The following is a 16,885-nucleotide window of genomic DNA, read 5'->3' on the forward strand; positions in this document are numbered from 1 at the left end:
AAAACAGCGTTAGGGTACTACAGTTTGCGCCCTGTCGCTACAATATACACTTCACGTGACCTGGCACGCGAAGCGTCTGGCTTACGAATCTTAACCTTCGTAAACAGGGAGCGAATTTCCCGCAGGTATTCATCAAAACCTTCTCCCTGAAACACTTTCACCAGAAAACTTCCGCCTGGCGCTAATACATCCCGACACATTTCAAGTGCTAATTCAACCAGATACATCGATTTCGGAATATCAACTGCCGGTGTACCGCTCATGTTCGGGGCCATGTCAGACATCACCACCTGAACCTTGCTATCCCCAACCCGCTCAAGCAGCGCTTTGAGGACTAATTCATCACGAAAATCCCCTTGAAGGAAATCGACACCGACAATAGGATCCATCGGTAAAATATCACAGGCGATGATACGGCCTTGTCCGCCAATCTGCGTCACCACATATTGTGACCAACCGCCAGGCGCAGCCCCCAAATCGACAACGGTCATACCCGGTTTAAACAATTTGTCGCTCTGCTGTATTTCATCAAGTTTAAACCAAGCTCGTGAGCGTAGCCCTTTTTTCTGCGCCTGCTGCACATATTTATCGCTAAAGTGTTCCTGCAACCAGCGACTGGAACTCGCAGAACGCTTCTTATTAGCCATCTATTTTCCAACTATTCTTGTAAGACGCTCTCGGTGGATAGAAACTTCTCACATATCCCCAATCAGCACAGCCAAATTGGTTATAATCATGAGATGGCGGTAGAATGACCCGTTTTCAATCCCAACCTAAGCAAAAAAGACAATGAACCTAAGTAATAAACAAAAACAACACCTGAAAGGTCTGGCGCATCCGTTAAAACCGGTTGTCATGCTGGGCAATAACGGCCTCACCGAAGGTGTTCTGGCTGAGATCGAACAGGCATTAGAGCATCACGAACTTATCAAGGTGAAAGTCGCTACAGAAGATCGCGAGACTAAAACTTTGATTATTGAAGCTATCGTTCGCGAAACCGGGGCCAGTAACGTTCAGGTCATCGGCCACACGTTGGTGCTTTATCGTCCTGCAAAAGAACGTAAAATTGTGTTACCACGATAGCACTTTTTATTTCAACATACTCTGTTTTAACGGAAAGGTGCCATGCCTGTCTGTTAGAGAAAAGGCCGCAAGCGGCCTTTTTCTTTTCTTTACAAACTTTGCCGATTTAATCGCCAATGCAGCAAAAGTTACAAATATTCAACTTTCAGAATCTCATATTCAACTTCGCCACCCGGTGTACGGATGACCACAATATCTTCTTCTTCTTTGCCAATCAGGCCGCGGGCGATCGGTGAATTAACAGAAATCAGATTTTGTTTAAAATCCGCCTCATCGTCACCTACGATGCGATACGTCTGCTCTTCTTCATTATCCAGATTCATGACCGTCACCGTCGCGCCAAAAATCACACGGCCATTGGCGGACATTTTCGTCACATCGATGACCTGAGCGTTAGAGAGCTTAGCCTCGATATCCTGAATTCGTCCTTCACAAAAACCTTGCTGTTCACGCGCAGCGTGGTACTCCGCATTTTCTTTCAGATCGCCGTGCTCACGAGCTTCAGCAATCGCGGCAATAATCTCGGGCCGACGGACTGATTTTAAATAATCAAGCTCTTCGCGTAATTTTTCAGCACCACGCAACGTCATCGGAAATTGTTTCATATTGTCTATACCTCTAAAAAAATCCGTACGACTCAAAAAATAGTAGTCATCCTGACATGTTAAAAATCAAATACGACGTCGTGTCTATGCACGCCAGCGCCTTCTGGGCATTAAACAAAAGTAACCAGCCCCGGAAAAAAATTTCCAGGCCAGCATCGATTTTGCATTTTGATACGTATTTTAACCCAGAGTTCCATAAGGGTCATCGTTTACTTTAGACCGTATTGCGCCGTAGTATGACCACACGTTACCCTGTTGTTAGCTGAGATTATGCGTTTTTCATCGATTGTTACCGGACTTGCCTGCGCTTTTGTTCTGCATGCCAATGCAGCAACTATTGAAGATCACACCCAATACTTGCCTGATGGCGCCAATCTGGCGCTGGTCGTTCAAAAAATCGGGGCAACGACGCCGACAATGGCCTTTAACAGCCAGCAAATGGCGTTACCTGCCAGTACGCAAAAGGTGATAACCGCATTGGCGGCACTGCTCCAGTTAGGCCCAGACTACCGTTTCGTTACCACAATGGAAAGTCATGGCCCCGTTAATAACGGTATATTGCGCGGTAATCTGATCGTCCGCTTCAGTGGTGATCCAACCCTGAAACGACAGCAAATACGCAATATGGTGCAGGAATTAAGAAAGCGCGGCATACAGGAAATTTCAGGGGATGTCATGATCGACACATCGGTATTCGCCAGTCATGACAAAGCGCCAGGCTGGCCATGGAACGACATGACACAGTGTTTCAGTGCGCCACCCGCAGCGGCGATTGTCGATCGCAACTGTTTCTCCGTTTCTCTCTACAGCGCCCCCAAAGCCGGTGATAACGCGTTTATCCGCGTTGCTTCTTACTATCCGGTACAAATGTTTAGTGAAGTTCGTACCCTGGCGAAGGGCTCTCCCGACGCACAATACTGCGAGCTGGATGTCGTACCGGGGGAACTGAACCGTTTTACGATCACGGGTTGTCTGACTCAACGGGCTGAGCCTCTTCCACTCGCTTTTGCTATTCAGGATGGCGCCAGCTATGCAGGCGCTATCGTAAAAGACGAACTTCAACAAGCGGATATCAGAATCACAGGCAATTTGCGTCGCCAGACTCAGCCAAGCGCCGCCGGTACGGTCTTGTCGCAGGCACAATCGGCACCGTTGCACGACTTACTGACCATCATGCTGAAAAAGTCGGACAACATGATTGCCGATACGGTGTTTCGCACCATCGGGCGCGAGCGTTTCAATGTGCCGGGAACCTGGCGTGCAGGCGCTGACGCCGTACGTCAGATATTACGCCAGAAAGCGGGGGTCGATTTGGGTAACAGTATTATTGTCGACGGTTCCGGCTTATCACGTCACAACTTGATCTCTCCGGCAACCATGATGCAGGTATTGCAATATATCGCTCAGCACGATCAGGAACTGAACTACATTACGATGCTGCCGCTTGCGGGTTACGACGGAACATTACGGTATCGGGGTGGATTACACGAGGCCGGAGTAAACGGTAAAGTTTCAGCGAAGACCGGCGCATTACAGGGCGTTTATAATCTGGCAGGTTTTATTACCACGGCAAGTGGTCAGCGGATGGCATTTGTTCAATTCCTTTCCGGTTACGCCGTTCCACCTGAAGATCAGCGCTCGCGCCGGGTTCCGCTGGTGCGATTTGAAAGTCGTTTATACAAAGACATTTATCAAAGCAACTAATCCAAGACAAAAAAGTACAGCGCAGGAATGCGCTGAGATTGCTGACAAAGCCGCCTGTAAGCCTGAGATACACGGGGGGCGACCACGGGGTGAGGCGTCCCTGCGGGAACCTCATCCCCGTGTTTCCCCTAAAATCTAACTTTGTTAATGACCTGAGCGTACTGCGCTGTACTTATCCTGGAATGGTTCATTGCCTGACGATAATCCTTCACCGGACCGAACGTTGTCAGCCCGGGTAATCATCAACGATGATAGATGATTTCGACGCCTTCTTCATCCTCGTCGTCCCAGTCATCATCCCATTCTTCTTCCGCTTCACTTTCAGCGGCCGCCAGTTGCTCACGGTGATAATCATCCCACATGAATTCAACTTTCTCTGGCGCGCTTTCTTCGATAGCCATCGCTTTAGGCTGCACTTTCAGGAAATTCATCACATCCCAGCACAGTGCATTGACGCCTTCGCGGTTCGCCGCAGAAATCAGGTAATACTTTTCTTCCCAACCCAGTGCAGCGGCAATCTCTTTCGCACGTTTTTCCGCTTCAGCTTTATCGATCAAATCAATTTTATTGAAGACCAACCAGCGAGGTTTTTCAGACAACACCGCGCTATATTGCTGCAATTCATTGACGATCACTTTGGCATTTTCTATTGGGTCGGATTCATCAATCGGTGCTAAATCAACGAGATGCAACAGAACCCGGCAGCGTTCCAAATGTTTAAGGAAGCGAATACCCAGCCCCGCGCCTTCGGAAGCCCCTTCAATCAGACCCGGAATATCGGCAACCACAAAACTTTGTTCGCTGTCCATACGGACAACGCCAAGGCTGGGAACCAGCGTGGTAAAGGGATAATCGGCCACTTTTGGCTTAGCGGCGGAAACCGCACGGATAAACGTCGATTTACCTGCATTCGGCAAACCCAGCATTCCTACGTCGGCCAGCAACAGGAGCTCAAGCATCAATTCACGTTCTTCACCCTGCGTACCGTTCGTTTTCTGACGCGGTGCGCGGTTAACGGAAGATTTAAACCGGGAGTTGCCCAGTCCATGCCAGCCGCCTTTGGCAACCATAAGGCTCTGCTGATGACGAGTCATATCGCCCAGCACTTCTCCGGTTCCCTTATCCAACACGCGGGTGCCGACCGGTACTTTAATCGTAATATCTTTACCGCGCTTGCCGGTACAGTCCCGGCTTTGGCCATTCTGGCCGCGCTCGGCGCGAAATGATTTTTCAAAACGATAGTCAATCAGCGTATTCAGGTTTTCATCGGCCAGCAGATAGACGTCTCCGCCATCGCCACCGTCTCCGCCGTCAGGGCCGCCGTTGGGAATATATTTTTCGCGGCGGAAGCTGACACAGCCGTTACCGCCATCACCTGCGACCACCAGGATGGCCGCTTCATCTACAAACTTCATTGACTTTCTCCGCAAAAAACCAATAGAGAATATCTACTTGTTTTAGGCTTATCATTGGTTCTCTTTGGCGTAACTTTTTGATTTAAAGACAGATAGCTATTTTATCATCTGTCATAAAAAACTGACGCACCAGAACCAGTTCCGGCAAGGGGGCGAATTGTACCCGCTTATCCCAATATTTTCATCTGTATTAAAAATAAACAGTCCACAAGGAATGTCAAAATGCCATTTGACGCAAACGTCCTTGGTTTATTTTGGCACAACAATCGGCGAACGTGGTTTCCGCCCAGGAAAGATACGGTGTCCGATCGCCGAGAACATCGCTCCCGCTACGACAACCAAAGCGCCTGAATATCCGATCCAGTTAAGCACCGGAGCCGCAAAAAAGTCCGGCCACGTCAACGCCAGCAGATCAGAAAAGAGCAATGTAAACAATGGAGTGAGTGTAATTACCGCACTGACTTGTGCCGCCTGCCAGCGTGCCATCGCCTCAGCCAACGCGCCATACCCTATCAGGGTATTCGCACCACAAAACAGCAGGCAGGTAAGCTGCCAGCCACTGAGTTGCAAAACGGTCTCCGGTTTGGCAAAGGGGGTAATAAACAAAACACAGAGGACATAAAGCAGAAACAGAATCTGCGGCGACGTCAAACGACGTAAAAGCACTTTCTGAGCCACGCCATAGGAAACCCAAACCGCTGCCGCACACATGCCGAGTAAAACCCCCAGCGTGTAATCGGTCAGGCGGGTGAAAATCTCAATCAGGCTGGTGTTAAAAAACAGGATCAAACCACAAATCAGGATCACAGCTCCAATGATTTGAGTCGGCCGCATCTTTTCTTTCAAAATAAAGACGCTGGCAAACATCATACCGACCGGAGAAAGTTGACCAATAACCTGAGAAGCCGTTGGGCTAAGATACTGTAGTGATGAACTGAAAAAAACAAAGTTCCCCAGCAGCCCACAGGTCGCAATCAGCAATAAAACCCACCACCGCCGATGCCGGAAAACACGCAATGGAGGAAGCTTATTCCGTGAGAAAAGCACCAATCCAAGGCCAATCGATGCAATAAAAAAACGGTACCAAACAATAGTATAAGGTTCCATGACCACCAAAACCTGCTTCATGGCTATCGGTAAGGCGCCCCAGCATATTGCTGTGGTCAGCGCCAGACAAAGACCGATACCCGTCTGTTGTTTCGTGTTCATGCTTTTCTCAGGTTGATTGCTAAGAATCAGAAACGTAAAAAGCCCCGCAACAAATTGCGGGGCTTAAATCTGCAAGGCCTAACGCGAAATATTATTCAGCAACGATACTGATGTATTTACGGTTTTTCGGGCCTTTAACTTCAAACTGAACTTTACCGTCAGCCAAAGCGAACAGAGTGTGGTCCTTCCCGCAGCCAACGTTACTACCAGCGTGGAATTTGGTTCCGCGCTGACGAACGATGATGCTACCAGCCAATACCGCTTCGCCGCCAAAACGTTTTACGCCCAGGCGTTTACTTTCTGAGTCACGGCCGTTACGAGTTGAACCGCCAGCTTTCTTGTGTGCCATTTAATCCGCTCTCCTAAATCTTAAGCGCTGATGCCGGTGATTTTCACGTCAGTGAACCACTGACGATGGCCCGCTTGCTTACGGTAGTGTTTACGGCGACGGAACTTAACAATCTTAACTTTCTCGCCACGACCGTGAGCAACAACTTCAGCTTTGATCTTACCGCCATCGACGAAAGGAACGCCGATTTTGATTTCTTCACCATTGGCAACCATCAGAACCTGGTCAAACTCAATAGCTTCACCAGTTGCGATGTCCAGCTTTTCCAAGCGAACGGTTTGACCTTCGCTTACTCGGTGTTGTTTACCACCACTTTGGAAAACTGCGTACATAAAAAACTCCGCTTTCCGCGCACTCAACGTATGATTATCCAGAGCGCACTATAAATATTCACAATAGGGCGCGAATTCTACGCAAAAAACCGGGCGATGACAAGTGCATAATCGAAGGATGTGAAGAAAAAGAATACAACGTATTAACTGCCGTTTATCTCTCTCATTTTTCAAGTACAATCGGCTCAATAAGTTCCCTCATATGCCGATATGAAGCAGTAATCTTACGGCAATGTTGAAGAAAACAGCTGGCACATACAATGAATCTAGAACAAATTACAGCGCTAACCGCGCAGGACATGAAAGCGGTTAATAAAGTCATTCTTGAACAACTGAACTCGGATGTCGTTCTTATTAACCAGCTCGGTCATTATATTATCAGCGGCGGGGGCAAACGTATCCGTCCCATGATCGCTGTACTTGCCGCCAGAGCGCTTGCCTATGAAGGCAACAAGCATATTACGGTCGCGGCGCTGATAGAATTCATTCATACCGCCACGCTGCTTCATGACGATGTTGTGGATGAGTCCGACATGCGTCGTGGTAAAGCGACGGCAAACGCCGCATTTGGCAACGCCGCCAGCGTACTGGTTGGCGATTTTATCTATACCCGCGCATTTCAGATGATGACCAGCCTGGAATCATTGCGTGTGCTGGAGCTGATGTCAGAAGCAGTAAATGTGATCGCAGAAGGCGAAGTATTGCAGTTGATGAACTGTAACGATCCCGATATTACCGAAGAAAGCTATATGCGGGTCATTTACAGTAAAACCGCACGTCTGTTTGAAGCGGCTGCCCAAGCGTCAGCCATTCTTTCGAGTGCCACTCCCGAGCAGGAAACCGCATTGCAGGATTATGGCCGCTATCTGGGAACGGCGTTTCAGCTTATAGACGATTTGCTGGACTATAGCGCTGACGGTCAAACGCTTGGTAAAAATACCGGCGACGACCTTAACGAAGGTAAACCGACACTGCCGCTGCTGCACGCCATGCACCATGGCAATGCCGAGCAACGCGCCATGATTCGTCAGGCGATAGAGGACGGCAACGGACGTCATTTGCTTGACCCCGTACTTACCGCTATGCAGCAGTGTGGTTCGCTCAACTACACTCGTCAGCGCGCGGAGGAAGAGGCAGATAAAGCGATCGATGCGCTGCGTCAGCTCCCAGAGACCCCTTTTCGTACCGCACTTGAAGGCCTTGCTCATTTAGCCGTACAGCGCGATTTCTGATCGCATTCCCGCTGCGCCATCGCCATATCGACTATGCTGTCTGGTCATCCGTCACATTATCCAGACGAGACAGCATTGCCCGCGTCCCTTCCCGCAAAATGAAATTAATCAGTTGCGATTGTTCGCTTTCTGACAGCTGATTAAAAATATGTATCCATGACACCAGTAACGCAGGCTCTTTTTCTACCCGATATTCCGGCGACATACTCTCTTTCATTACAAGAGAACTTCTGACTTCATGCGGTAAACTGCGTATGGAATACTCAACGCCGCGTCCTTGAACGCCTTTGCGCCGCCGCTTTTCCCATCCGTCATCACGAGCCCGTTTATTCAACCCTTGGGGAGACTTGGGTAATCCACCGATTCCAACCAATTCACTCGTTGAAAACCACTCTTTGTCCATCATCGTCACTCCCTTGCTTATCCTGTATGGGCAGCCTTGAACTTAGCCCCAAAAAGTTTCCATATAATAGACTATTATTACCTAAACATCTAACCTTTACGCGTTATTGATATCACTAAAGCATGCGCAGTTCATCATCCCGGCAGAAATTAAACGGCATGCAAATAGTGAAAAAATCGTGTTGAAAAAAATAGAGGAGAAATCATTGCCATCCTTCCAGACACACTCCAGATGGCAGGCACCGGCGGGCATTTACTCGATCGTGTCATTGAGATCGGGGGCTTCATTTGATGAAGATATTCCCAGTTGGTTCAAGGTGGCAGACACACCGACTCGCAGAATATAAGCAATGAGTTCATTCCTTTCTCTCTCAGAGAGCTGGGAGTAAATTTGCATCCAGACCGCCAGCGTCGCGGGCTGCTTTATAGAATATGACGGTGACTCGCTTTCAAGTAATAAGGATTTTCTGACGGAATCAGGCAGGCTGTGAATCGAATATTCGACGCCCCGTCCCTGAACCCCTTTACGGCGGCGCTTTTCCCATCCATCCTCGCGCGCGCGCTTATTCAATCCTTGTCTTGATTTCGGAAGGCCGCCAACGCCAACCAGTTCGCTGGTCGCAAACCACTCTTTTTTCATCGCCTTTCATCCTGATAGTGCCACTCCTAACAAAAACCAATCTATTTGGAAATTAATTGAGAATTTTTTAGAAAATTGATGCTATATTATTTCCAAATAATAATGTCATGTTAGCTTGGCATATAACTAACACCTGTTATTTATACCACTAATATACAGTCGTCTTATAGCAAATAAGGGAAGGATTATGAGTTTAAGGAAACATGACTGGCATCCCGCTGATATCATTGCTGCTCTGCGCAAGAAAGGCACTACGCTGGCGGCAGTATCGCGTGCTGCCGGATTGAGTTCATCAACACTCGCTAATGCGCTGTCACGGCCCTGGCCCAAGGGAGAATGGCTCATTGCCGATGCGTTAGGTATTCATCCATCAGAAATCTGGCCCAGCCGATATTACGATCCAGAAACCAACCAACTCATTGATAGAAAAAAATTAATCCGTCCCAGTTAAGTAAAAAAGCCGGAGATTTTCATCTCCGGCTTTATATTTATTGGGATATTAAATCCATGTTGTCATCAGCTATTGATGAATGACTCACCCAAAGCAATATCCTGATTCAACGTCTCCAGCATATTTTTCAGCGCCTGCTGTTCGAAAGCACTCAGCGCACCAATTGCTTTACGCTCAACAATCCCGTCTTTGCCTAACAGAACCGGCTGCGCAAAGAAACGGGCATACTCACCATCACTCTCAACGTATGCACATTCTGTAACGCCGCTTTCTCCCTGCAAAGCACGAACCAGAGACAGGCCAAAACGCGCCGCTGCTTGCCCCATGGACAGCGTTGCCGATCCGCCACCGGCTTTTGCCTCCACAACTTCCGTACCCGCGTTCTGGATACGTTTTGTCAGATCAGCGATTTCTTGCTCACTGAAACTCACGCCGGGGATTTGTGACAGCAGCGGCAGAATAGTCACGCCAGAGTGACCACCGATAACCGGAACGTTGATGTCCTGCGGTTGTTTGCCTTTCAATTCAGCCACAAACGTATTGGAACGGATAATATCCAGCGTGGTGACGCCAAACAGTTTATTTTTGTCGTAAACACCCGCTTTTTTCAACACTTCAGCGGCAATAGCGACCGTCGTATTTACCGGGTTGGTGATAATGCCAATGCAGGCTTTAGGGCACGTACTGGCAATTTGCTCAACCAGGTTGCGCACAATCCCGGCATTGACATTAAACAAATCAGAACGATCCATACCTGGTTTACGGGCGACGCCCGCGGAGATAAGAACGATATCCGCACCCACGAGCGCTGGTTTCGCGTCTTCGCCGCTATATCCCTTGATTTTCACCGCAGTAGGAATATGGCTCAGATCAACCGCAACACCCGGTGTTACGGGAGCGATATCATAAAGAGATAATTCTGAACCTGAAGGAAGCTGGGTTTTGAGGAGGAGTGCAAGGGCTTGACCAATACCGCCTGCTGCACCGAGAACTGCAACTTTCATCCTAAACTCCTTATTATCGTAAAATAAAAAAATGCCGTGAATTCATCTAGTTATAAACTTAAACGCAAAAAGAAAGAGTTACGTCTATCTACTCACCGCTCAGCATGCGCCGTAAGAGACGAAAAAATACGCTATGTCCCTAATAATAAATCAAAAGCAGCCATACATTTTGAAAGGTAAGTAAAGTTAATGGGCTCCAGGGCTAATAATTCGGCGCACATTCACGACCGATTAACTGGTCAGCTACATTACACCGATCAACGACATCCAAACAACATCATTCTGATAACATTTAATTCACTTTTATGTGACGAATGGCGCATTTCTCAGACTACCGACACCATGAGCTTTTAATTATTTCAGAGAGACGACGGTAAACACTAACAGATGATGTTATAGGCATTTTCATTGCATAAAAATTCACTTATCTGCATAATAACAAAACCAACAACCACACTAATCCGGTGCAGAATGCGCAACTCGACAAAACAAGAAGATTTAGTTAAAGCGTTCAAAGCGCTGCTGAAGGAAGAGAAGTTCAGTTCTCAAAGTGAAATTGTGCAGGCTTTACAAGACGATGGATTCGAAAATATCAACCAGTCCAAAGTCTCACGCATGCTAACTAAATTTGGCGCTGTTCGTACACGCAATGCCAAAATGGAGATGGTGTACTGTCTGCCAGCGGAACTGGGTGTGCCAACCACGACCAGTCCGTTGAAAAATCTCGTATTAGATGTTGATTACAATGATGCCGTTGTGGTGATCCATACCAGCCCGGGCGCGGCGCAGCTGATTGCCCGACTGCTCGACTCCCTGGGGAAATCAGAAGGCATTTTGGGCACCATTGCCGGTGATGACACCATATTCACCACACCAGCCAGAGGCTTCAGCGTCAAGCAACTCTACGAAGCTATTCTGATTTTATTCGAGCAGGAATTATAACGCACTCAATCGCGGGAAACCGCGATAGCGCTCTGCAATTTTGCTAAAAATTGATATTAGTTGTATCACCAGCAATAAACGTTGCTGGTGATAGTTGATCAGACGGTGGGTAACTCGGCCAACGGCCAGCGGGGACGCACGGAAACGCCGAGATCGTGGCGTTGTCCGTGCCGTAAGCGAACAACGCCTGCATAAGCAATCATGGCGCCATTATCAGTACAAAACTCAGGCCGGGCATAAAACACCGCGCCGCCGCGCTTCGCCATCATGTCTCCCAGACGCTGACGCAACGTACGATTAGCACTCACGCCTCCGGCGATAACCAGACGTTTGAAGCCAGTTTCATCCAGTGCCCTGCGACACTTGATTGACAGCGTATCCACCACCGCATCTTCAAATGCGCGAGCAATATCGGCACGCGTCTGCTCATCATCTCCATTATTCCGGATCGTATTGGCGGCAAATGTCTTAAGACCAGAGAAGCTAAAATCCAGACCGGGTCGATCGGTCATGGGGCGTGGGAAGGTAAAGCGCGCGGCATCGCCCGTCTGCGCCATTTTCGACAACAGGGGCCCGCCGGGGTAATCCAACCCGAGCAGCTTTGCCGTTTTATCGAAAGCTTCGCCTGCCGCATCATCGATCGACTCGCCAAGCAGCCGATACTCGCCAATACCTGTTACGCTAATCAGTTGGGTATGACCGCCAGAAACCAACAGTGCCACGAACGGGAATTCAGGCGGGTTATCTTCCAGCATCGGCGCCAACAGGTGTCCTTCCATATGATGCACCGGTACTGCCGGCACATTCCAGGCAAACGCCAATGCGCGTCCCACGGTTGCGCCGACCAATAGCGCGCCGACCAGTCCGGGACCTGCGGTATACGCCACGCCATCAATATCGCGGGCCTTTAATCCGGCCTCAAGCAGCGCCGCCTGAATCAATGGCACGGTTTTACGCACATGATCGCGCGACGCCAGTTCGGGCACCACGCCACCATAGTCGGCATGGAGTTTTACCTGGCTGTAAAGTTGATTGGCGAGTAGACCGGCCTGAGTGTCATAGATGGCAACCCCGGTTTCATCACAGGATGTTTCGATACCCAATACGCGCATTGCTGTTCCTACTTTTATTACGGGACAAGCTCTCGGTTAATGCAGCTTGCTTCATGCGGCAGATAGTCTACCATAAGCGCCCTGTTTTCTGCGCTGACGAAGGCTGAGTGTTTTATGATCGCCGCCATGCTTTACAAAGGCATCCCGTTTGCAGTAGAATTCCGCACCATTTTGAAAAGGCTGGCACAAGGCCAGCGGCAAACCGAATTTATTGAGGTGAGAGGCACATGCCGGTAATTAAAGTACGTGAAAACGAGCCGTTCGACGTAGCTCTGCGTCGCTTCAAGCGTTCCTGTGAAAAAGCAGGTGTTCTGGCTGAAGTTCGTCGTCGTGAGTTTTATGAAAAACCGACTACGGAACGCAAGCGCGCTAAAGCTTCTGCAGTAAAACGTCACGCGAAGAAATTGGCTCGAGAAAACGCACGCCGCACTCGTCTGTATTAATTTTAGGAGGATTTCCTCCACCGCGTGATTAATCCGCAGACTTAGCAGTTGCATACGAAGGCCGTGCTTTCCGAAAGGAATGCGCGGCTTGTTGTCGTTTATAAGCTATCGTTTATAAGTTAAAAAACAGGGGCTTATGGCTGGACGAATTCCACGCGTATTTATTAATGATCTGCTGGCTCGCACCGACATCGTCGATCTCATCGACGCGCGCGTCAAACTGAAAAAGCAGGGCAAAAACTATCATGCGTGCTGTCCGTTTCACCACGAAAAAACCCCGTCATTCACCGTCAACGGTGAGAAACAGTTCTACCACTGCTTTGGCTGTGGCGCACATGGTAATGCCGTCGATTTTTTAATGAATTACGATCGTCTCGAATTCGTCGAAAGCATTGAAGAATTGGCCACCATGCATGGTCTTGAGGTGCCGTATGAAACCGGTACTGGCCCAACCCAGCTTGAACGTCACCAGCGACAGAGTTTATATGCCTTGATGGAACAATTGAGTGCGTTCTATCAACAAACACTGAGTCAATCCGTTGGTACCCCTGCGTTGCAGTACCTGCAACAGAGGGGATTAAGCGCCGAAGTGATTCGTCATTTCGCGATTGGCTTTGCGCCAGCCGGTTGGGACAACGCATTAAAACGTTTCGGCCGCAACAGCGACGATCGCAGTACATTGAACGATGCAGGCATGTTGGTGACTAACGATCAGGGCCGCACCTACGACCGTTTTCGCGAGCGTGTCATGTTTCCTATCCGCGATAAACGCGGACGGGTTATTGCATTTGGAGGCCGGGTATTAGGCGATGGCACGCCCAAATATCTGAACTCACCTGAAACAGAAATTTTTCATAAAGGCCGTCAGCTCTATGGGCTTTATGAAGCACAGAAAAATCATCCTGAACTCAAACGCTTACTCGTGGTTGAAGGGTATATGGATGTCGTTGCTCTGGCACAGTTTGGTATTGATTATGCGGTTGCTTCATTGGGGACATCCACCACGGCCGATCACATTCAGTTACTATTTCGTGCCACAGACCAGGTCGTCTGTTGCTATGACGGAGATCGCGCCGGACGGGAAGCCGCCTGGCGTGCGCTGGAAACCGCGCTACCCTATTTGAATGATGGTCGTCAGCTACGCTTTATGTTCCTGCCAGACGGTGAAGATCCCGATACGCTGGTTCGCAAAGAAGGCCAGGCCGCTTTTGAGCAGCGGATGGAGCAGGCACTGCCGCTGTCGCAGTTTCTTTTTGAGACATTACAGCAGCAGGTAGATATGAGTTCGCCTGATGGACGAACCAAACTCAGCACGCTGGTACTGCCCTTGATTGGTCAGGTCCCTGGAGAGACGCAGCGTCTATATTTGCGCCAGCAGCTTGGCAACAAACTCGGGATTCTGGATGACAACCAGTTGGACAGGTTGTTGCCAAAAGTGGCAGAACAGGCTCAGCCCTATCAGCCGCCACAGCTAAAAGTCACAACTATGCGTATACTTATAGGACTTTTAGTACAGAATCCCAGACTTTCTGTGGAAGTGCCTGAGCTTGCACTGGAGGGCATTGAAGAAAACAAGGTAGCAGGTTTGTCTCTGTTTCAGGATTTAGTGAAAACCTGTAACGCGAGCCCCGGCATGAGCATGGGATTGCTGCTTGAGAAATACAGAGACAGTAAATACCGGAAGCAGCTTGAAACCATGGCTTCCTGGAACCATATGATCGAAGAGGATGAACTGGACGACAAGTTCAGAATAAGCCTGACGGAACTCTACGATCAACTGCTGAAGCAGCGTCAGGAAACATTGATTGCCCGTGAGAGAACGCATGGGCTTAACGCCAAAGAAAAAAAAGAACTTTGGTCGTTGCAACTGGCTTTAACCAGAAAAAACTGATTACCGAGGCTTAATTGCCGATAACTAGTAGAGTCGAACTCTGCGAAGAGCCGCTACAGGGGCTGCGGCGATAAGAAAAAATACCCCTAATGCTATTGTTGGCGAACGAACTACGCCGACCGACACCAACCCAAATACTCTGAAGTGTGGATACCGTCTTATGGAGCAAAACCCGCAGTCACAGCTAAAGCTACTTGTCACCCGTGGTAAGGAGCAAGGCTACCTGACCTATGCTGAGGTCAATGACCATCTGCCGGAAGATATCATCGACTCCGACCAGATCGAAGACATCATCCAGATGATTAATGACATGGGCATCCAGGTGATGGAAGAAGCGCCGGATGCGGATGATCTGTTGCTGGCAGAAAATACCAATGACGCAGATGAAGATGCGGCAGAGGCTGCTGCTCAAGTGTTATCCAGCGTTGAATCGGAAATCGGCCGCACAACCGATCCGGTACGTATGTACATGCGTGAAATGGGTACCGTTGAACTGCTGACGCGCGAGGGCGAGATCGATATCGCCAAGCGTATTGAAGATGGTATCAATCAGGTTCAGTGTTCTGTTGCAGAATATCCAGAAGCAATTACCTATCTGCTGGAACAATACGATCGTGTCGAGGCGGGTGAAAGCCGTCTGTCCGACCTGATCACCGGTTTTGTCGATCCGAACGCGGAAGAAGATATTGCCCCTACCGCGACGCACGTCGGTTCTGAGCTTTCGAGTGAAGAAAGGGACGATGACGATGAAGAGGAAGAAGACGACGATACCGAAGACGACAACAGCATCGATCCTGAACTGGCCCGTGAGAAATTTACCGAATTGCGTCAGCAATATGAAACGACTCGTCAGGTCATCAAAATGCATGGTCGTAGTCATGCAAAAGCAGCGCAAGAGATTCTGAATCTTTCTGAAGTCTTCAAACAGTTCCGTTTAGTCCCTAAACAGTTTGATTTCCTGGTTAACAGCATGCGTTCCATGATGGATCGCGTACGTACTCAGGAACGTCTGATCATGAAGCTGTGCGTTGAACATTGCAAAATGCCGAAGAAAAACTTCGTCACGCTGTTCTCCGGTAATGAAACCAACGAAAGCTGGTTCGCCGCCGCGATCGCCATGGCGAAACCCTGGTCGGATAAGCTGCATGACGTAGAAGAAGACGTTAAGCGCAGCCTACAGAAACTGCATCAGATTGAAGAAGAAACCGGCTTGACCATTGAGCAGGTCAAAGACATCAACCGCCGTATGTCGATTGGTGAAGCGAAAGCTCGCCGCGCGAAGAAAGAGATGGTTGAAGCAAACTTGCGTCTGGTCATTTCCATCGCCAAGAAATACACCAACCGCGGCTTGCAGTTCCTTGACCTGATTCAGGAAGGGAACATCGGCCTGATGAAAGCGGTAGATAAATTTGAATACCGCCGTGGTTATAAATTTTCGACATATGCGACCTGGTGGATTCGTCAGGCCATTACGCGTTCTATCGCCGACCAGGCACGCACCATCCGTATTCCGGTGCATATGATTGAGACTATCAACAAACTCAACCGTATTTCGCGCCAGATGCTACAGGAGATGGGGCGTGAACCAACGCCGGAAGAACTGGCCGAACGCATGCTGATGCCGGAAGACAAGATCCGTAAAGTGCTGAAGATCGCGAAAGAACCGATTTCGATGGAAACCCCGATTGGTGATGATGAAGATTCACATCTGGGCGACTTTATCGAAGATACGACGCTGGAGTTGCCGCTGGATTCCGCAACCTCGGAAAGCCTGCGTTCCGCAACGCACGACGTATTGGCGGGTCTGACCGCGCGTGAAGCGAAAGTACTGCGTATGCGTTTTGGTATTGATATGAATACCGACCACACGCTGGAAGAAGTGGGTAAACAGTTCGATGTAACACGTGAACGTATTCGTCAGATCGAAGCAAAAGCGTTACGTAAACTGCGTCACCCAAGCCGTTCCGAAGTGCTGCGCAGCTTCCTGGACGATTAATTAATCGCCGTCAATAACGTACTCAAATAGCCCCGGCTTCTGCCGGGGCTATTTTTTTACCGTCATATTCCCGTT

General features: G+C 49.1%; 18 protein-coding genes. 8 read left to right on the plus strand and 10 right to left on the minus strand.

Annotated features, from left to right (window positions below; translation table 11 throughout):
• Window positions 1-17 precede the first annotated feature (17 nt).
• On the minus strand, window positions 18-647 hold the full coding sequence (gene rlmE, locus DDT52_RS19410; RefSeq protein WP_109491393.1) for a 23S rRNA (uridine(2552)-2'-O)-methyltransferase RlmE: 630 nt from the start codon (window positions 645-647) through the stop codon (window positions 18-20).
• Between the two features lie 142 nt (window positions 648-789).
• On the opposite strand from rlmE, the gene yhbY reads away from it, so the two are divergent.
• Window positions 790-1,083: a ribosome assembly RNA-binding protein YhbY gene (gene yhbY, locus DDT52_RS19415; protein ID WP_109491394.1), complete on the plus strand. Its 294-nt coding sequence runs from the start codon at window positions 790-792 to the stop codon at window positions 1,081-1,083.
• Between the two features lie 128 nt (window positions 1,084-1,211).
• Here yhbY and greA read toward each other — a convergent pair whose 3' ends face one another.
• Window positions 1,212-1,688: a transcription elongation factor GreA gene (gene greA, locus DDT52_RS19420; protein WP_136157816.1), complete on the minus strand. Its 477-nt coding sequence runs from the start codon at window positions 1,686-1,688 to the stop codon at window positions 1,212-1,214.
• 270 nt (window positions 1,689-1,958) lie between these two features.
• On the opposite strand from greA, the gene dacB reads away from it, so the two are divergent.
• The gene (gene dacB / locus DDT52_RS19425; protein ID WP_136157817.1) at window positions 1,959-3,392 is read left to right on the plus strand and encodes a serine-type D-Ala-D-Ala carboxypeptidase; all 1,434 of its coding nucleotides are present in this window, start codon (window positions 1,959-1,961) and stop codon (window positions 3,390-3,392) included.
• Window positions 3,393-3,634: 242 nt separating this feature from the next.
• Here dacB and cgtA read toward each other — a convergent pair whose 3' ends face one another.
• The 4 genes from cgtA to rplU form a co-directional block, all read right to left on the minus strand.
• Entirely contained in the window at window positions 3,635-4,807 is a 1,173-nt protein-coding gene (gene cgtA / locus DDT52_RS19430) for an Obg family GTPase CgtA (RefSeq protein ID WP_136157818.1), read from the minus strand.
• Window positions 4,808-5,056: 249 nt separating this feature from the next.
• Window positions 5,057-6,016, minus strand: a complete 960-nt coding sequence (locus DDT52_RS19435) for a DMT family transporter (RefSeq protein ID WP_136157819.1) — start codon at window positions 6,014-6,016, stop codon at window positions 5,057-5,059.
• A 91-nt stretch (window positions 6,017-6,107) separates the two neighbouring features.
• Window positions 6,108-6,365: a 50S ribosomal protein L27 gene (rpmA, locus tag DDT52_RS19440; RefSeq protein ID WP_109491399.1), complete on the minus strand. Its 258-nt coding sequence runs from the start codon at window positions 6,363-6,365 to the stop codon at window positions 6,108-6,110.
• Window positions 6,366-6,385: 20 nt separating this feature from the next.
• Window positions 6,386-6,697: a 50S ribosomal protein L21 gene (gene rplU, locus DDT52_RS19445; protein WP_009114476.1), complete on the minus strand. Its 312-nt coding sequence runs from the start codon at window positions 6,695-6,697 to the stop codon at window positions 6,386-6,388.
• A gap of 260 nt (window positions 6,698-6,957) precedes the next feature.
• Here rplU and ispB point away from each other — a divergent pair, with 260 nt between their 5' ends.
• Window positions 6,958-7,929, plus strand: coding sequence for an octaprenyl diphosphate synthase (ispB, locus tag DDT52_RS19450; protein ID WP_136157820.1), 972 nt, complete (start codon window positions 6,958-6,960; stop codon window positions 7,927-7,929).
• Between the two features lie 31 nt (window positions 7,930-7,960).
• Here ispB and DDT52_RS19455 read toward each other — a convergent pair whose 3' ends face one another.
• Both DDT52_RS19455 and DDT52_RS19460 read right to left on the minus strand, forming a co-directional pair.
• Complete coding sequence (locus DDT52_RS19455; protein ID WP_136157860.1) at window positions 7,961-8,332, minus strand: DNA-binding protein; 372 nt, start codon at window positions 8,330-8,332, stop codon at window positions 7,961-7,963.
• A gap of 252 nt (window positions 8,333-8,584) precedes the next feature.
• On the minus strand, window positions 8,585-8,971 hold the full coding sequence (locus tag DDT52_RS19460; protein ID WP_136157821.1) for a DNA-binding protein: 387 nt from the start codon (window positions 8,969-8,971) through the stop codon (window positions 8,585-8,587).
• Window positions 8,972-9,158: 187 nt separating this feature from the next.
• Between DDT52_RS19460 and DDT52_RS19465 the strand changes: the two genes are divergently transcribed.
• A complete protein-coding gene (locus tag DDT52_RS19465) occupies window positions 9,159-9,422 on the plus strand; it encodes a helix-turn-helix domain-containing protein (RefSeq protein ID WP_136157822.1) in 264 nt (87 codons plus the stop codon).
• Between the two features lie 65 nt (window positions 9,423-9,487).
• Here DDT52_RS19465 and mdh read toward each other — a convergent pair whose 3' ends face one another.
• The gene (mdh, locus tag DDT52_RS19470; RefSeq protein WP_136157823.1) at window positions 9,488-10,426 is read right to left on the minus strand and encodes a malate dehydrogenase; all 939 of its coding nucleotides are present in this window, start codon (window positions 10,424-10,426) and stop codon (window positions 9,488-9,490) included.
• Window positions 10,427-10,897: 471 nt separating this feature from the next.
• On the opposite strand from mdh, the gene argR reads away from it, so the two are divergent.
• Window positions 10,898-11,368, plus strand: a complete 471-nt coding sequence (argR, locus tag DDT52_RS19475; protein ID WP_109491404.1) for a transcriptional regulator ArgR — start codon at window positions 10,898-10,900, stop codon at window positions 11,366-11,368.
• Between the two features lie 98 nt (window positions 11,369-11,466).
• Here the strand turns inward: argR and tsaD are convergent, their stop codons facing one another.
• A complete protein-coding gene (tsaD, locus tag DDT52_RS19480) occupies window positions 11,467-12,480 on the minus strand; it encodes a tRNA (adenosine(37)-N6)-threonylcarbamoyltransferase complex transferase subunit TsaD (RefSeq protein WP_136157824.1) in 1,014 nt (337 codons plus the stop codon).
• Between the two features lie 227 nt (window positions 12,481-12,707).
• Here tsaD and rpsU point away from each other — a divergent pair, with 227 nt between their 5' ends.
• The 3 genes from rpsU to rpoD all read left to right on the plus strand — a co-directional run bounded on the left by rpsU (window position 12,708) and on the right by rpoD (window position 16,810).
• On the plus strand, window positions 12,708-12,923 hold the full coding sequence (rpsU, locus tag DDT52_RS19485) for a 30S ribosomal protein S21 (RefSeq protein WP_001144069.1): 216 nt from the start codon (window positions 12,708-12,710) through the stop codon (window positions 12,921-12,923).
• Window positions 12,924-13,059: 136 nt separating this feature from the next.
• Complete coding sequence (dnaG, locus tag DDT52_RS19490) at window positions 13,060-14,814, plus strand: DNA primase (protein WP_136157825.1); 1,755 nt, start codon at window positions 13,060-13,062, stop codon at window positions 14,812-14,814.
• Between the two features lie 160 nt (window positions 14,815-14,974).
• Window positions 14,975-16,810, plus strand: coding sequence for an RNA polymerase sigma factor RpoD (rpoD, locus tag DDT52_RS19495; protein WP_136157826.1), 1,836 nt, complete (start codon window positions 14,975-14,977; stop codon window positions 16,808-16,810).
• The last annotated feature ends 75 nt before the right edge of the window (window positions 16,811-16,885 follow it).

Origin of the sequence: Brenneria roseae subsp. roseae (assembly GCF_003115845.1) — a bacterium.
Classification (GTDB): domain Bacteria; phylum Pseudomonadota; class Gammaproteobacteria; order Enterobacterales; family Enterobacteriaceae; genus Brenneria; species Brenneria roseae.

What these genes read in the sequence shown, in the direction of transcription:
- mdh (WP_136157823.1), bottom strand. Translation starts at nt 10,426, where the DNA reads ATGAAAGTTGCAGTTCTCGGTGCAGCAGGCGGTATTGGTCAAGCCCTT.
- ispB (WP_136157820.1), top strand. Translation starts at nt 6,958, where the DNA reads ATGAATCTAGAACAAATTACAGCGCTAACCGCGCAGGACATGAAAGCG.
- dacB (WP_136157817.1), top strand. Translation starts at nt 1,959, where the DNA reads ATGCGTTTTTCATCGATTGTTACCGGACTTGCCTGCGCTTTTGTTCTG.
- dnaG (WP_136157825.1), top strand. Translation starts at nt 13,060, where the DNA reads ATGGCTGGACGAATTCCACGCGTATTTATTAATGATCTGCTGGCTCGC.
- rpoD (WP_136157826.1), top strand. Translation starts at nt 14,975, where the DNA reads ATGGAGCAAAACCCGCAGTCACAGCTAAAGCTACTTGTCACCCGTGGT.
- rpmA (WP_109491399.1), bottom strand. Translation starts at nt 6,365, where the DNA reads ATGGCACACAAGAAAGCTGGCGGTTCAACTCGTAACGGCCGTGACTCA.
- yhbY (WP_109491394.1), top strand. Translation starts at nt 790, where the DNA reads ATGAACCTAAGTAATAAACAAAAACAACACCTGAAAGGTCTGGCGCAT.
- DDT52_RS19460 (WP_136157821.1), bottom strand. Translation starts at nt 8,971, where the DNA reads ATGAAAAAAGAGTGGTTTGCGACCAGCGAACTGGTTGGCGTTGGCGGC.
- greA (WP_136157816.1), bottom strand. Translation starts at nt 1,688, where the DNA reads ATGAAACAATTTCCGATGACGTTGCGTGGTGCTGAAAAATTACGCGAA.
- argR (WP_109491404.1), top strand. Translation starts at nt 10,898, where the DNA reads ATGCGCAACTCGACAAAACAAGAAGATTTAGTTAAAGCGTTCAAAGCG.
- rpsU (WP_001144069.1), top strand. Translation starts at nt 12,708, where the DNA reads ATGCCGGTAATTAAAGTACGTGAAAACGAGCCGTTCGACGTAGCTCTG.
- DDT52_RS19455 (WP_136157860.1), bottom strand. Translation starts at nt 8,332, where the DNA reads ATGGACAAAGAGTGGTTTTCAACGAGTGAATTGGTTGGAATCGGTGGA.
- DDT52_RS19465 (WP_136157822.1), top strand. Translation starts at nt 9,159, where the DNA reads ATGAGTTTAAGGAAACATGACTGGCATCCCGCTGATATCATTGCTGCT.
- DDT52_RS19435 (WP_136157819.1), bottom strand. Translation starts at nt 6,016, where the DNA reads ATGAACACGAAACAACAGACGGGTATCGGTCTTTGTCTGGCGCTGACC.
- rlmE (WP_109491393.1), bottom strand. Translation starts at nt 647, where the DNA reads ATGGCTAATAAGAAGCGTTCTGCGAGTTCCAGTCGCTGGTTGCAGGAA.
- tsaD (WP_136157824.1), bottom strand. Translation starts at nt 12,480, where the DNA reads ATGCGCGTATTGGGTATCGAAACATCCTGTGATGAAACCGGGGTTGCC.
- cgtA (WP_136157818.1), bottom strand. Translation starts at nt 4,807, where the DNA reads ATGAAGTTTGTAGATGAAGCGGCCATCCTGGTGGTCGCAGGTGATGGC.
- rplU (WP_009114476.1), bottom strand. Translation starts at nt 6,697, where the DNA reads ATGTACGCAGTTTTCCAAAGTGGTGGTAAACAACACCGAGTAAGCGAA.